Source organism: Variovorax paradoxus (assembly GCF_000834655.1).
GTDB lineage: Bacteria > Pseudomonadota > Gammaproteobacteria > Burkholderiales > Burkholderiaceae_C > Variovorax > Variovorax paradoxus_F.
Window position 1 is genome coordinate 18605 of record NZ_JXQQ01000081.1, and the last position, 13805, is coordinate 32409.

At 66.8% G+C, this 13805-nt stretch carries 12 protein-coding genes; 4 read left to right on the forward strand and 8 right to left on the reverse strand.

Annotation, left to right across the window (positions count from 1 at the left end; genetic code table 11):
• Window positions 1-2: 2 nt before the first annotated feature.
• Both RT97_RS26225 and RT97_RS26230 read right to left on the reverse strand, forming a co-directional pair.
• The gene (locus tag RT97_RS26225; RefSeq protein ID WP_042581791.1) at window positions 3-722 is read right to left on the reverse strand and encodes a class I SAM-dependent methyltransferase; all 720 of its coding nucleotides are present in this window, start codon (window positions 720-722) and stop codon (window positions 3-5) included.
• A gap of 5 nt (window positions 723-727) precedes the next feature.
• On the reverse strand, window positions 728-3256 hold the full coding sequence (locus RT97_RS26230) for a penicillin acylase family protein (RefSeq protein WP_042581792.1): 2529 nt from the start codon (window positions 3254-3256) through the stop codon (window positions 728-730).
• A 130-nt stretch (window positions 3257-3386) separates the two neighbouring features.
• Here RT97_RS26230 and RT97_RS26235 point away from each other — a divergent pair, with 130 nt between their 5' ends.
• The 3 genes from RT97_RS26235 (at window position 3387) to RT97_RS26245 (ending at window position 6089) form a co-directional block, all read left to right on the forward strand.
• Complete coding sequence (locus RT97_RS26235; protein WP_042581793.1) at window positions 3387-4463, forward strand: PLP-dependent cysteine synthase family protein; 1077 nt, start codon at window positions 3387-3389, stop codon at window positions 4461-4463.
• Window positions 4463-5530 (forward strand): lipocalin-like domain-containing protein, encoded by a 1068-nt coding sequence (locus RT97_RS26240; RefSeq protein WP_042581794.1) that lies wholly within the window; start codon window positions 4463-4465, stop codon window positions 5528-5530. The genes RT97_RS26235 and RT97_RS26240 overlap by 1 nt, the downstream gene beginning before the upstream one ends.
• Before the next feature lie 91 nt (window positions 5531-5621).
• The gene (locus RT97_RS26245; protein ID WP_042581795.1) at window positions 5622-6089 is read left to right on the forward strand and encodes a YXWGXW repeat-containing protein; all 468 of its coding nucleotides are present in this window, start codon (window positions 5622-5624) and stop codon (window positions 6087-6089) included.
• Window positions 6090-6153: 64 nt separating this feature from the next.
• On the opposite strand, the gene RT97_RS26250 is transcribed toward RT97_RS26245, so the two are convergent.
• From RT97_RS26250 to RT97_RS26275, 6 genes are all read right to left on the reverse strand, one after another.
• On the reverse strand, window positions 6154-7140 hold the full coding sequence (locus RT97_RS26250) for a branched-chain amino acid ABC transporter permease (protein WP_172672253.1): 987 nt from the start codon (window positions 7138-7140) through the stop codon (window positions 6154-6156).
• Between the two features lie 10 nt (window positions 7141-7150).
• The gene (locus RT97_RS26255; RefSeq protein ID WP_042581796.1) at window positions 7151-8026 is read right to left on the reverse strand and encodes a branched-chain amino acid ABC transporter permease; all 876 of its coding nucleotides are present in this window, start codon (window positions 8024-8026) and stop codon (window positions 7151-7153) included.
• Between the two features lie 135 nt (window positions 8027-8161).
• Window positions 8162-9355 carry an ABC transporter substrate-binding protein gene (locus tag RT97_RS26260; RefSeq protein ID WP_042581797.1) on the reverse strand — a complete coding sequence of 398 codons (1194 nt, stop codon included), beginning with the start codon at window positions 9353-9355 and terminating at the stop codon, window positions 8162-8164.
• Window positions 9356-9489: 134 nt separating this feature from the next.
• Window positions 9490-10647, reverse strand: a complete 1158-nt coding sequence (locus tag RT97_RS26265) for an ABC transporter substrate-binding protein (protein WP_437184112.1) — start codon at window positions 10645-10647, stop codon at window positions 9490-9492.
• An 81-nt stretch (window positions 10648-10728) separates the two neighbouring features.
• The gene (locus RT97_RS26270; RefSeq protein WP_042581799.1) at window positions 10729-11436 is read right to left on the reverse strand and encodes an ABC transporter ATP-binding protein; all 708 of its coding nucleotides are present in this window, start codon (window positions 11434-11436) and stop codon (window positions 10729-10731) included.
• 1 nt (window position 11437) lies between these two features.
• On the reverse strand, window positions 11438-12208 hold the full coding sequence (locus RT97_RS26275) for an ABC transporter ATP-binding protein (protein ID WP_042581800.1): 771 nt from the start codon (window positions 12206-12208) through the stop codon (window positions 11438-11440).
• A gap of 281 nt (window positions 12209-12489) precedes the next feature.
• On the opposite strand from RT97_RS26275, the gene RT97_RS26280 reads away from it, so the two are divergent.
• The gene (locus tag RT97_RS26280) at window positions 12490-13689 is read left to right on the forward strand and encodes an AGE family epimerase/isomerase (protein ID WP_042581801.1); all 1200 of its coding nucleotides are present in this window, start codon (window positions 12490-12492) and stop codon (window positions 13687-13689) included.
• The last annotated feature ends 116 nt before the right edge of the window (window positions 13690-13805 follow it).

Here is a 13805-nt window from a genome sequence, read left to right on the forward strand (position 1 = left end):
GCTCAGAGGCCGGAGGTTGCGTTCCAGTCGACGAGGCCCGTGCCGCTCCAGTGGCCGAAAGAGGTGAGGTCCATCTTGGGCCGGCCGATGCGGCGCCAGATGTCGATCATGTTCACGACGCGGATGTCGTCGAACACGACCACCACCTCGCGCGACAGGTTCAGCGTGACCAGGTTGGCGAGGATGTTCGCTTCGGTGATGCCGTCCTTCGGCCCGTCGACAAAGATCAGCTCGGCCGATTCGAACAGCGCACAATGCGGCGCGATGCCGCCCGGCGCGGAGATGTCGTGCAGCACCTGCCGCACGCGGCCCGCAGCGAAATCGGAAGGCGCGAGCCAGGTGTCGGAAAAGCTGTCCCACGCCAGCAGGTCGAAGGTGGTCAGCGTGCCCGATGGCTGCAGCTCCTGCGCGAGCGCCAGCGTGCCCATGCCGGTGAAGGTGCCGATCTCGATCACCGTCTTCGGGTTCAAGCTGCGCACCAGCGCGGCGAGCAGCCGGTAGTGCTCGCCGGGCCAGGTGTCGAACCAGTGCGGCTCTTTCGATGCGCGGCCTTCGTAGATGGGCAGCGCCACGTCCATCGCCACCGAAGACGCCGCGAGGGCGACCTCCATCAGGCGCCGGCTGGGCCGGGCGGGCTCGTCATCCATGCTCGCGATGATCGAGACCTCTTTGTGGCGTGCGGGGACTGCTGCGAATTTCTGGTTGAGTTCGTCGAGGGTCATGCCGCCTACTTTGCGGGCGTCAGCTGGATGCGCTCGACCGTCTCCTTCTCGACCGCCCCGCGGCTGTAGACCAGCGGGACGTATTTGCCTTCGAGCCACAGCGGCGCGAGGTCTCGGTAGTTCGGACTGTCCGGGTTGCCCGACTGGCCCGGCGTGTTGATGACGCGCGAGGCGTCCCAGTTGCCCACGTCGAGCACCATGCGGAACGACGCGCCCGAGGTCAACTTGTAGTCGCTCGCGCGGTAGGTGGCTGCCATCGGTGTGAAGCTGGAGCCGGACATCGGCCAGTCGCCCACGTCGAGCTTCTTTCGCGTGGCCGCATCGACCACGCCGGCGAGCGGATGTCGGAATTCCGCGCGGTGCAAAGTGCCCCACTTCCAGGCCTTCATGTCGGGGCCGAGCTTGGCGGTGAGTTCCTGCATGGCGGCCGGCAGCGTCTGCAGCAGCAAGGCATCGCGCTGCGCGTCGGTGATCCAGCCGAACGGGTTTTCCAGCAGCAGCACCATGCGCGTGTTGTCGCCGGGCGCCGCCAGCGGTGCGCCCACATCGCCCGCGCCGGCCTTGAGCACCGCCGCACGCAAGGGCTTGCTGCTCCACACCTCGTAGAGCGCGGCCGCGGCGCTGTCGCGGTCCATCGTGCCGTCCCAGCCCTGCAGCAGCCGCAGGCCGGCGGCCGTCTGGGCGTCGTCGCTGCGCAGGCCGGCGAGCAGCTTCAGCAGCCGCTGCGCGGGCGTGGCGACGATGTCGTTCTGCATGCGCTCCGAGTCCTCGATGGTGAAGCGCGAACCCGCCGCCACCTTCGCGGCGAACAGCTCCTTCAAACGACGGGCACGGGCCGCATCGCTCCATTCGTAGCCGATCCCCTTCTTCGCGGCGGGATGGTCGGGCGGAATGTTGTTCTCGTTCGCGGTCACCACGTAGCCGCGCGCGGGGTTGAACTCCGACGGCAGCTCGTCGCCATTGCGGAAGCCCGACCATTCGTAGCGACCGTCTCCCGGCACGGGCATGAGCCCGTCCCAATTGGGCCGGATCGGCGTGAGCCCGCCCGGAATCCAGCCGACGTTGCCGCTGCTGTCGGCATACACCTGGTTCTCGCCCGGTGCGCCCCAGCGGTTCATCGCGGCGCGGAACTGGTCCCAGTTGCGTGCGCGCATGTAGTCCATCGAGCCGAAGTACGGCGCCATGCCGGGCTCCAGCCAGGCGGCGCGCAATGCGTACGCGCGGCGCTTGCCGGGCTCGGACAGCAGCACCGGGCCGTGGCGCGTGAAGGTGTTGACCACCTCGCGCGGTGCGCCCTCGCCCTTGACCGCGATGCGCTCGGTCACGCGCGTCATCGGCTCCCAGCGGCCCTGGTAGCGGTACTCGTTGGGGTTGCGCGGATTCAGCTGGTACACGTACAGGTCTTCCTGGTCCATGTAGAAGCGCGTGAGGCCGAAGGCGATGGTGCCGTTGTGGCCGATCGACAGGCCCGGCAGGAACGGCTCGCCCGCGCCGATCGCGTCCATGCCGGGCGCGCTCAGGTGCGTCATGTAGCGAAGGCTCGGCGCGCCGTGCGAGCGGTGCGGATCGTTGGCCAGGATGGGCCGGCCCGTGGACGTGAGCTTCGGCGAGATGACCCAGTTGTTGCTGCCGTAGGCGCCCGTGGGGTCGCCTTGCAGGGCCTGTTGCTGCGCCGCATCCTGCACGGCTTTCGCGGCGATCGACTCGGCGCTGCCGGGCAGCAAGGCAACCGGCGTGGAGGGCGCGCCCGCATCCATGCCGACCCGCGTGTTCGCCTTGGTGAACTGCGGCGATTCGGTCGCGCGCATGTAGGCCGCGCGCAGTTCCGCTGCGGGGATGGTGCAGGGGTCGAACCCCACGGGCACCTTGGGCGTGACCGGCGGATCGAGTTCACGGCGCAGCCAGTCGGCCTTGATGCCAGGACCGCCGGCGCAGAAGGCGCGCGCGCGGTCGACCTCGGAGGTGAAATTGAGCGTGAGCCCGTGGTGCCGGATGCGCACCACGTCTTCGGGCGACCACGTGGCCGGCTGGTAGCCCAGCAATGCGAACTCGGTCGGCAGCAGCGCGGGCTGTGCGCGAACCTGCGCGACGTAGGCGTTGACGCCGGCGGTGAAAGCCTCGGCCACGCGCTTGGCGTCGGAGCCGTAGGCGAGCCACTCGCGGTACATGTCGCCGCGGTAGAGCACGGCGCGCGCAGCGCGGTCGCTCTCGACCCAGGCGGGGCCGAAGTCCTTGGCCATTTCGCCGAGGCCGCGCTTGCGCCAGAGGTCCATCTGCCAGAGCCGGTCGCGTGCGGCGATGAAGCCCTGCGCCACGAAGGCGTCGTAGAGCGTGCCCGCGTACAGGTGCGGCACGCCCCAGCGGTCGACCAGCACTTCGGCGGGTTTCTCGAGGCCGGGTACGGCGAAGGACGATGCGGGGCGGGTCGGCGTGGTGTTGCTGCCGCCCGGCGGACCGGACGCGCAGCCTGCCAGGGCGATGGCGGCAAGTGCGATGGCTGAAAGTGCGCCGGTGGAAAGCCGATGGCTCGGCATGCGTCGCGCGGCCAGGCGCGGGCTCGTTCTTTTCATGTGTCTCGTCTCCTGCCTTGTTGATGGCAGCGCACAGTATCCCGATTTCCACCGGCGGCCGGGTTACAAGGCATGACTTGTAGACTGGCGCGCTATGCAGCCCACACCCTCCTCCCCTTCCTGCAGCGGCTGGCTCGGCAGCGCCATCCGCCGCATCGAGGCCGACTACCAGCGCAGCGCCGACACGCACCTGATTCCGCTGCCGATGCCCGCGCTCGCCGCAGCTGGCATCGACCTGTACCTGAAGGACGAATCCACCCACCCGACCGGCAGCCTCAAGCACCGGCTCGCGCGGTCGCTCTTTCTCTATGCGCTGTGCAACGGCTGGGTGCGCGAGGGCACGACGATCGTCGAGGCCTCGAGCGGATCGACGGCGGTGAGCGAGGCCTACTTCGCGCGCCTGCTGGGCCTGCCCTTCATCGCGGTGATGCCGCGCAGCACCTCGCCCGAGAAGGTCGCGCAGATCGCCTTCTACGGCGCGAGCTGCCACTTCGTCGACCACGCCGCGCAGGTGTACGAAGAGGCCCGCGCGCTGGCCGAGCGCACCGGCGGCCACTACATGGACCAGTTCACCTACGCCGAGCGCGCGACCGACTGGCGGGGCAACAACAACATCGCCGAGAGCATGTTCCAGCAGATGGCACGGGAGCGCCATCCGATCCCCGAATGGATCGTGGTGGGCGCGGGCACCGGCGGCACCAGCGCGACCATCGGCCGGTACCTGCGCTACCGCTGCCACGACACGCAGGTGTGCGTGCCCGACCCCGAGGGCTCGGTGTTCTCGGCCTACCACCGCACGGGCGACGCGACGCTCACGGACGTTGGCTCCCGCATCGAAGGCATCGGGCGGCCGCGCGTGGAGCCGAGCTTCATCCGCACGCTGGTCGATCGCATGATCGAGGTGCCGAACCTCGATTCGGTGGCGGCGATGCATGCGCTCTCGGCGCTGCTGGGGCGCAAGGTGGGGCCTTCGACGGGCACCAACTTCATCGGCATGCTGGCCGTGGCGAAGGAGATGCGCGCCGCCGGGCGGCGAGGCTCGATTCTTTCGCTGTTGTGCGATGCGGGCGAGCGCTACCTTCCCAGCTACCACGATGCGGCGTGGGTGCAGAACGCGTTCGGCGACATCGGGCCGGCGCAGCAGCGCATCGATGCGCTGGTGGCGGGGTGATGTCGTTCGGCCCTTTCGGTCTCTCGCGGCGCGGCCTGCTGCTCGCCGCGCTGGCCGCGGCACCCGCGAGTTGGGCATTGCCCCCGCGCACGCTGCAGTTCCCGCGCGACTTCGGCAGCCACCCCGACCTGCGCACCGAGTGGTGGTACATCACCGGCCACGCGAAGAATGCGGCGGGCCGCGCGTTCGGTTTCCAGGTGACCTTCTTCCGCTCGCGCATCGACGCGACGCAGGACATGCGCTCGGCCTTCGCCGCGAAGAACCTCGTGTTCGCGCACGCGGCGGTCACCGACCTCGAAGGCCGCGTGCTGCTGCACGACCAGCGCATCGCGCGCGCCGGCTTCGAGGTGGCATCGGCGAGCGAAGCCGACACCGACGTGCGGCTGCGCGACTGGTCGCTGGTGCGCAGGGACGGCAGCTATGCAGCGCGCATTCCGGCCGGCGAGTTCGCGCTCGACCTGCGCTTCGCGCCGACGCAACCGGTGCTGCTGCAAGGCAGCGCCGGCCTCTCGCGCAAGGGCCCCGATGAAGCGCAGGCGAGCTACTACTACAGCGAGCCCCAGCTGAAGACGCAGGGCAGGCTCACCCTCAAGGGCCAGGCCTTCGACGTCGCCGGCACCGCGTGGCTCGACCATGAATGGAGCGAGGCGCTCATGCACCCCGAGGCCGTGGGCTGGGACTGGATCGGCATGAACCTGGACGACGGCAGCGCGCTCACTGCTTTTCATCTGCGCCGCAAGGACGGCAGCGCCTTGTGGGGTGGCGGCTCGTTCCGCACACGCGACGGGGTGTTGCGTGTCTTCAGGAACGACGAGGTGCGTTTCGAGAGGGTCAACGCGTGGCGCAGTCCGCGCACGCGGGCGTTGTACCCGACGCAGTGGCGCGTGCAGACGCCTTCCGGCAACTTCGAGGTACGCGCCCTGCTCGACGACCAGGAGCTGGACAGCCGGGGTTCGACCGGCGGCGTGTATTGGGAGGGTCTCAGCGACCTGCTCGATGCAGAGGGCAAGCGCGTAGGGCGTGGCTATCTGGAGATGACGGGCTACGCCGCGCCCTTGCGGCTATGACGGATGCACCGCAGTGCAAGGCCTGACAACCGGCAATGCCCGAGATGCGTTGGGCACCGTGCATCGCATCATTTCAAGAAGAGAGGCCCCCATGAAGATTCGACTCACCGCGCTGGCCCTGGCCGGTAGCTTTTGCCTGCTTGCAGCGCCAACCGGCGCGAGCGCGCAGGTCTCGGTAAACATCAACGTGCCCGGCTTGGTCATGATGGCCCCGCCGCCGCCACGCTACGAGGCCGCACCGCCGCCGCGCGGCGGCTTCGTATGGGTGCCGGGCCGCTGGGCCTGGGACGGCCGTGCGTACGCCTGGCGCCAAGGCAGCTGGCAACGCGAGCGCGTGGGCTACGCGTACGCACCGGGCCGCTGGGTCGAAGACCGCGGCGGCTGGCGCTGGAACGAAGGCGATTGGCGCCGGCGCGAAGAACGGCGCGAGGCCCGGCGTGAAGTTCGCCGCGAGCGCGAATGGAACGACGACCACCGGCACCATGACCGCGATCGCCACCATGGCCATGACCGGGGAGGCTTCTGCCCACCCGGCCAGGCCAAAAAGGGCAACTGCTGACAGGCATGAAAAAGGGAGCGCAAGGCTCCCTTTTTTTTTCGCGGTGCCGACCGGTTCGGCCTGGCTACTTGGAGCGCCGCCGGTCGATGAACGCAATGATCTCGCCCATGATCCCCTTGCGGAACGCGAGCACGCAGATCACGAAGATCAGGCCCGTGACCATGGTCACCGACTCGCCCAGCGTGTTGAACCAGTCGACGGTCGTGACGCGCGCCAGGAAGTTGCCCAGCTCTCCGATCTTGTTCTCCAGCAGCACGACCACCGCCGAGCCGACCAGCGGACCCGACAGCGTGCCCAGGCCTCCGACCAGCGTCATCAGGATGACCTGGCCCGAGGCGGTCCAGTGCACGTCCGACAGCGTGGCGAAGCCCAGCACCAGCGTCTTGAGCGAACCTGCAAGGCCCGAGAGCGCCGCGGAGATCACGAAGGCCAGCAGCTTGAAGCGGCTCACGTCGTAGCCCAGCGAGAGCGCACGCGGTTCGTTTTCCTTGATGCCCTTCAGGACCTGCCCGAACGGCGAGTGGATGGTGCGCACGATCAGGAGGAACGCTGCCACCACGACGACCAGCGCGACGTAGTACATCGTGAGGTCGTTCGCCAGATCGATGACGCCGAAGAGCTTGCCGCGCGGCACGCCCTGCAGGCCGTCCTCGCCGCCGGTGAACTTGGCCTGCAGCGCGACGAAGAACATCATCTGCGCGAGCGCCAGCGTGATCATCGCGAAGTAGATGCCTTGGCGCCGGATGGCCAGGATGCCGAAGATCCAGCCAAGGAAAGCGCCGCTGAGGGTGCCGGCGATGAGGCCGAGTTCAGGGGTGAGGCCCCAGACCTTCATGGCATGGCCAGCGACATAGGCCGAGCCGCCCAGGAAGGCCGCATGGCCGAACGACAGCAGGCCGGTGAAGCCCAGCAGCAGGTTGAAGGCCGCGGCGAACAGCGCGAAGCACATGAGCTTCATCACGAACACCGGGTAGGCGCCGAAGAACGGCGCGAGCACCAGGGCGAGCAGAAGCAGCGCGTAGACGACGGTGGAGATTTTTTTCATGTTCATGCCGTCCGCCTTACTTCTCTTTGCCGAACAGGCCGGCGGGGCGAATCAGCAGCACGATGACCATGATCACGAAGACGACGGTGGAGGAAGCCTCCGGATAGAAAACCTTGGTGAGCCCTTCGATCACGCCGAGCCCCAGCCCCGTGAGGATGGCGCCCATGATCGAGCCCATGCCGCCGATCACGACGACGGCGAACACCACGATGATGAGGTTCTGCCCCATGAGCGGCGACACCTGCATGACCGGCGCGGCCAGCACGCCCGCGAAGGCCGCGAGCGCGCAGCCGAACGCGTAGGTCAGCGTGATCATCAGCGGCACGTTGACGCCGAAGGCTTCCACCAGGCGCGGGTTCTCGGTGCCGGCGCGGAGATAAGCGCCCAGGCGCGTCTTCTCGATCACATACCAGGTGGCAAAGCAGATCACCAGCGAGGCGACGACCACCCATGCGCGGTAGTTGGGCAGCACCATGAAGCCCAGGTCGGTGGCGCTGGAGAGCGCATCGGGCGCGTCGTAGGGCAGGCCCGAGACACCGTAGACCGAGCGGAATACGCCTTCGATCAAGAGCGTGAGACCGAGCGTGAGCAAGAGACCGTAGAGGTGGTCGAGCTTGTAGATCCAGCGCAAGAGCAGCCGCTCGATCACCACGCCGAAGAGGCCGATGAGGATGGGCGCCGCGATCAGCATCACCCAGTAGTTGATGCCGAAATACTCCATGGCCATCCAGGTGAGGACGGCCCCCAGCATGAACAGCGCGCCGTGCGCGAAGTTGATGACGTTGAGCAAACCGAAGATCACCGCCAGCCCGAGGCTCAGGATGGCGTAGAACGAGCCGTTGACCAGCCCCAGGAGGAGCTGGCTCAACAAGGCAGGGAGGGAAATGTTCATAAGCGTTTCAGGAAGCCGTCGGCCGTTCTTTCTCTTTCGCGGGGGCCGCCGCGCACGGCCGCCCGAAGCGGCCGGCCCGCCCTCCTTGCAAAGGGAGGTAGGCGAAGCGACACGCAGTGCGCGCAGCCTGGAGGGTTACTTCCACAACGCGCACTTGCTCTCGGCCTTCGTGGTGAAGACTTCCTCGCCCTTCAACTTCTGGATCACCTTGTAGTAGTCCCAGGGCTGCTTCGATTCGGCCGGCGACTTCACCTGCACCAGGTACATGTCGTGCACGAAGCGGCCGTCGGCGCGCACGGTGCCCTTGGCATAGAAGTCGTCGATGGGCGTGGCCTTGATGGTTTCCATCACCTTGTCGGCATCGACCGTCTTGGCGGCCTGCACGGCCTTCAGGTAGGTCATGGTGGCCGAGTAGTCGGCGGCCTGGATGTCGGTGGGCATGCGCTTGGTCTTCTCGAAGAAGCGCTTGCCGAAGGCGCGCGTCTTGTCGTCCAGGTTCCAGTCCCAGCTGGTGGTGAGCAGGAGGCCCTCGGTGTTCTTCAGGCCCAGGCTGTGCACGTCGGTCACGAACACCAGCAGGCCCACCATCTTCATCGACTTGGTAATGCCGAATTCCTTCGCGGCCTTGATCGAATTGATGGTGTCGCCGCCGGCATTGGCGAGCGCGAGCACCTGCGCCTTGGAGTTCTGCGCCTGCAGCAGGAACGAAGAGAAGTCAGACGTGTTGAGCGGGTGCTTGACGCTCCCGAGCACGGTGCCGCCCTTTTCCTTCACCACCTTGGTGGCGTCGGCTTCGAGGGCTTGGCCGAAGGCGTAGTCGGCGGTGAGGAAATACCAGCTCTTGTCGCCGCGCGCGATCACCGCGCTGCCGGTGCCCTTGGCCAGCGCCACGGTGTCGTAGGCGTAGTGCACGGTGTAGGGCGAGCATTGTTCGTTGGTGAGCGCCGAACTGCCCGCGCCGTTCACGATGAAGACGCGCTTCTTCTCCTGCGCCACCTTCGCCATCGCGAGGCCGGTGCCCGAGCTGGTGCCGCCGAACAGCATCGTGAGGCCCTGCGTGTCGATCCATTCGCGCGCCTTCGAGGCGGCGATGTCGGCCTTGTTCTGGTGGTCGGCCGACAGCAGCTCGATGGGCATGCCGTTGACCTTGCCGCCGAAGTCGTCGATGGCCATCTGGATCGCGAGGGCGCCGTTCTTGCCCTCCACGTCCGCGTAGAGGCTGGACATGTCGGTGATGAAACCGATCTTGACCTTGTCCTGCGCCTGGGCAGCGCCCGCGGCCAATGCGATGGCAAGAGAGATGCCTGAGAGCAAGAACGTCTTTTTCATGGTCAAGAACTCCTAATGAAGGAACGGAAAATCGTGAGGGCCGCCGCGCACGGCCGCCCGAAGCGGCCGGTCCGCCCCCGGTAGGGGGTGGGCGAAGCGACACGAAGTGCGCGCAGCCTGGGGGCGAGCAACATTTACTTCCAGGCGGCGCATTTCGTTTCGGCCTTGGTCGTGAAGACCTGGTCGCCCGGCAGCGTCTTGAGCACCTTCAGGTAGTCCCAGGGCTTCTTCGACTCGGCGGGCGACTTCACTTCGACCAGGTACATGTCGTGGATGAAGCTGCCGTCGGCGCGGATCTGGCCCTTGGCGTAGAAGTCGTCGATCTTCATGCTCTTGAGCTGCGCCATCACCTTGTCGGAATCAGTGGTCTTGGCGGCGGCCACGGCCTTCAGGTAGGTGGTGGTGGCCGAGTAGTCGGCGGCCTGCACGTCGGTGGGCATGCGCTTGGTCTTCTCGAAGAAGCGATTGGCGAACTTGCGCGTGTCGTCGTTCAGGTCCCAGTACCAGCTGGTGGTGTGCAGCAGGCCTTCGGTGTTCTTCAGGCCCAGGCTGTGCACGTCGCTCAGGAAGACCAGGAGACCCGCGGTCTTCATGGTCTTGTTGATGCCGAATTCCTTCGATGCCTTGATCGCATTGATGGTGTCGCCGCCCGCGTTGGCAAGGCCCAGGATCTGCGCCTTGGAGTTCTGCGCCTGCAGCAGGAACGAGGAGAAGTCCGATGCGTTCAGCGGATGGCGCACCGCGCCCACCACCGTGCCGCCCTTTTCCTTCACGACCTTGGTCGTGTCGGCTTCCAGCGCGTGGCCGAAGGCGTAGTCGGCCGTGAGGAAGAACCAGCTCTTGCCGCCACGGTCTACCACTGCCGCGCCGGTGCCCTTGGCAAGCGCCACGGTGTCGTATGCGTAGTGCACGGTGTAGGGCGAGCACTGCTCGTTGGTGAGCACCGAGCTGCCCGCGCCATTGTTGAAGTACACGCGCTTCTTCTCTTCGGCCACCTTGGCGGTCGCGAGCGCGGTGCCGGAGTTGGTGCCGCCGAAGATCATGGTCACGCCGGCCGTGTCGACCCACTCGCGGGCCTTGGAGGCGGCGATGTCGGCCTTGTTCTGGTGGTCTGCCACCAGGAGTTCGATGGGTTGGCCCAGCACCTTGCCGCCGAAGTCGTCGATCGCCATCTGGATGGCGGTGGCACCGCCCTTGCCTTCGAGGTCGGCGTAGAGGCTGGACAGGTCGGTGACGAAGCCGATCTTCACTTTTTCCTGCGCCTGCGCAGCGCCCGCGCTGAGGGCGAGCATGGCGACGGCAGTGGCGATGAGGCCGAGTTTCTTGTTCATGGTGTTTGTCTCCTGAAAAATCTTGAGGTGTTTGAGTGGGGTTCAGACGCCGAGCAGCTCGGTGAGCACCGGCATCTTGGCTTCGAGCTCGGACGCGCCGAACTTCTCCACGATGCGCCCGTGCTCCATCACATAGAAGCGGTCGGCCAGCGGCGCGGCAAAGCGGAAGTTCTGCTCCACCATCACGATGGTGTAGCCCTTGGCGCGCAGCGTGGTGATCATGCGGGCCAGCGCCTGCACGATGACCGGTGCGAGGCCTTCGGAAATTTCGTCGAGCAACAGCAGCTTGGCGCCCGTGCGAAGGATGCGCGCGACGGCCAGCATCTGCTGCTCGCCGCCCGACAGGCGCGTGCCCTGGCTATGGCGCCGCTCGGCCAGGTTGGGGAACATGGTGTAGATCTCTTCGACCGACATGCCCGGGCCGGCACCCTTGAGTTCGGGCGGCAGCAGCAGGTTTTCTTCGCACGAGAGGCTCGCGAAGATGCCGCGCTCTTCGGGGCAGTAGCCGATGCCCAGGTGCGCGATGCGGTGCGTGGGCATCGCAATGGTCTCTTTGCCGTTGACCTCGATGCTGCCCTTGCGAGCGCCCGTGAGGCCCATGATGGCGCGCAGCGTGGTGGTGCGGCCCGCGCCGTTGCGGCCCAGCAGCGTGACGACTTCGCCGGGCTGCACGACCATGTCGACGCCGTGGAGCACGTGCGATTCGCCGTACCAGGCTTGGAGGCCCTTGATTTCCAAAGCAGCGGTCATGTCAGTGCGCGCCCTGCATTTCGCCGTCCGTCGTGCCCATGTAGGCCTCCATGACCTGCGGGTTCTTCGAGACTTCGGCGTAGGGGCCTTCGGCCAGCACCGCGCCGCGTTGCAGCACGGTAATGGTGTCGGCGATGGTGGAGACCACGCTCATGTTGTGTTCGACCATGAGGATGGTGCGTCCGGCCGATACGCGCTTGATGAGTTCGGCCACGCGGTGCACGTCTTCGTGGCCCATGCCCTGCGTGGGTTCGTCCAGCAGCATCAGCTCGGGCTCCATCGCCAGCGTGGTGGCAATCTCCAGTGCGCGCTTGCGGCCGTACGGCAGGTTCACGGTCTGTTCGTCGGCGAGTTCCTCGAGGCCGACTTCAGCCAGCAGCTCGCGGGCTCTGGCATCCAGCGGCTTGAGCGACTTCTCGCTTTTCCAGAAGTGGTACGAGGTGCCCAGCCGGCGCTGCAGGCCCAGGCGCACGTTTTCCAGCAGCGTCAGGTGCGGGAACACGGCCGAGATCTGGAACGAGCGGATGATGCCGCGCCGCGCGATCTGCGCGGGGCGCTCGCCGGTGATGTCCTGCCCGTTGAACAGGATCGTGCCCGCGGTGGGCTCCAGGAACTTGGTGAGCAGGTTGAAGCAGGTGGTCTTGCCGGCGCCATTGGGGCCGATGAGTGCGTGGATCGAGCCGCGCACCACCGAGAGGTTGACCTTGCTGACCGCGGTGAACCCCTTGAATTCCTTGGTTAGCTGGCGTGTTTCGAGGATGACGTCGCTCATCTCGCGAGGTCGCCCGGGTTCGGAAAAAAGAAGTCGGTCATGCAGTCCATCTCGGCGCGCCACCATGGAGCGCGGACCGATTGTTCGTGGGCGACTCGCGCTTGGATACTGGGGCAAATGCCTATGCTGCACTGCAACCTGCTTGCAACAGAGAAGTTATGCACGATCACCAACTGTCGTCGCAGTGACAATGCGGCCTCTCGACCTGTCGAAGATCGCCTTCTTCGACACCGAGACCGACGCTCCGATCGCTTGAGAACGACAACCCTCATCTGCTTGTCATGCCCGATTTCCGCTCCCCCGATTTCCTGATCGACCACATCCGGCACACCCTGGCCTTCTACGAAGCGCGCGACACCGATCCTTCGGGCGGGTTCTTCCACTTCTTCAGGGACGACGGCACGGTCTACGACCGCCGCACGCGACACCTGGTGAGCAGCACGCGCTTCGTGTTCAACCATGCGAATGCGTACCGCCGCTTCGGCGTTGCGGCGGACCTTGACGCAACGCGCCACGGCCTGGCCTTCCTGCACGATGCGCACGCGCTGCCCGGAGGCGGTTTTGCGTGGCTGCTCGACTGGCACGAAGGCCGCGCCACCGTGCTGGACGACACCCAGCACTGCTACGGCCTGGCTTTCGTGCTGCTCGCGCATGCGCATGCGCTGATGGCCGGCGTGACCGAGGCGCGCGAAGGGCTCGCCCACGCGTGGGACCTGATGGAGCGGCACTTCTGGGAGCCGAGCCACCACCTCTATGCCGACGAAGCGACGCCCGACTGGTGCGTAGCGCCCTACCGCGGCCAGAACGCCAACATGCATGCCTGCGAGGCGACGATGGCGGCCTTCGAAGCGACAGGCGACACACGCTACCTCGACCGCGCGCTCGAGTTGGCGCAGGCCGTGACGGGACGGCAGGCGGCACTGGCCGATGGGCTGGTGTGGGAGCACTACCGCGCCGACTGGTCGGTCGACTGGGACTTCAACCGCGGCGACCGCAGCGACATCTTCCGGCCCTGGGGTTTCCAGACCGGGCACCTGACCGAATGGGCCAAGCTGCTGCTGCAGCTGGAACGGCTGCTGAATGCGCAGAGTGGTGATACCAGCTGGATCGTGCCGCGCGCCCGCCACTTCTTCGACACCGCGATGCTCCGCGGCTGGGATGCGGGCAACGGCGGGCTGGTCTACGGCTTCGCGCCCGACGGTTCGCTGTACGACGGCGACAAGTATTTCTGGGTGCAGGCCGAGAGCTTCGCCGCCGCCGCCCTGCTCGCCGTGCGCACCGGAGAGGCTGGCTATTGGGACTGGTACGACAGCATCTGGGCGTATTCGTGGGCGCACTTCGTGGACCACAGGCACGGCGCCTGGTACCGCATCCTGACGCCGAAGAACCGGAAGACCGGCGACGAGAAGAGCCCGGCCGGCAAGACCGACTATCACACGATGGGCGCGTGCTACGACGTGTTGAAGGCCTTGGGCAAATGAAAACCCCCAGGGTCCCGAAGAAGCCTGGGGGTCACGGTGTGGCGCGTTGTCAGTGCGCGCCCGCCGCGGCGTCGCCGCCGGCGCCGCCCTTCTGCGGCTTGGCAAGCCAAACGAGC

Bases quoted from the DNA above. Each gene is read 5' to 3' on its own strand.
- RT97_RS26260 (WP_042581797.1), bottom strand. From the start codon at position 9,355: ATGAAAAAGACGTTCTTGCTCTCAGGCATCTCTCTTGCCATCGCATTG.
- RT97_RS26250 (WP_172672253.1), bottom strand. From the start codon at position 7,140: ATGAACATGAAAAAAATCTCCACCGTCGTCTACGCGCTGCTTCTGCTC.
- RT97_RS26275 (WP_042581800.1), bottom strand. From the start codon at position 12,208: ATGAGCGACGTCATCCTCGAAACACGCCAGCTAACCAAGGAATTCAAG.
- RT97_RS26280 (WP_042581801.1), top strand. From the start codon at position 12,490: ATGCCCGATTTCCGCTCCCCCGATTTCCTGATCGACCACATCCGGCAC.
- RT97_RS26265 (WP_437184112.1), bottom strand. From the start codon at position 10,647: ATGCTCGCCCTCAGCGCGGGCGCTGCGCAGGCGCAGGAAAAAGTGAAG.
- RT97_RS26255 (WP_042581796.1), bottom strand. From the start codon at position 8,026: ATGAACATTTCCCTCCCTGCCTTGTTGAGCCAGCTCCTCCTGGGGCTG.
- RT97_RS26270 (WP_042581799.1), bottom strand. From the start codon at position 11,436: ATGACCGCTGCTTTGGAAATCAAGGGCCTCCAAGCCTGGTACGGCGAA.
- RT97_RS26245 (WP_042581795.1), top strand. From the start codon at position 5,622: ATGAAGATTCGACTCACCGCGCTGGCCCTGGCCGGTAGCTTTTGCCTG.
- RT97_RS26240 (WP_042581794.1), top strand. From the start codon at position 4,463: ATGTCGTTCGGCCCTTTCGGTCTCTCGCGGCGCGGCCTGCTGCTCGCC.
- RT97_RS26230 (WP_042581792.1), bottom strand. From the start codon at position 3,256: ATGCCGAGCCATCGGCTTTCCACCGGCGCACTTTCAGCCATCGCACTT.
- RT97_RS26225 (WP_042581791.1), bottom strand. From the start codon at position 722: ATGACCCTCGACGAACTCAACCAGAAATTCGCAGCAGTCCCCGCACGC.
- RT97_RS26235 (WP_042581793.1), top strand. From the start codon at position 3,387: ATGCAGCCCACACCCTCCTCCCCTTCCTGCAGCGGCTGGCTCGGCAGC.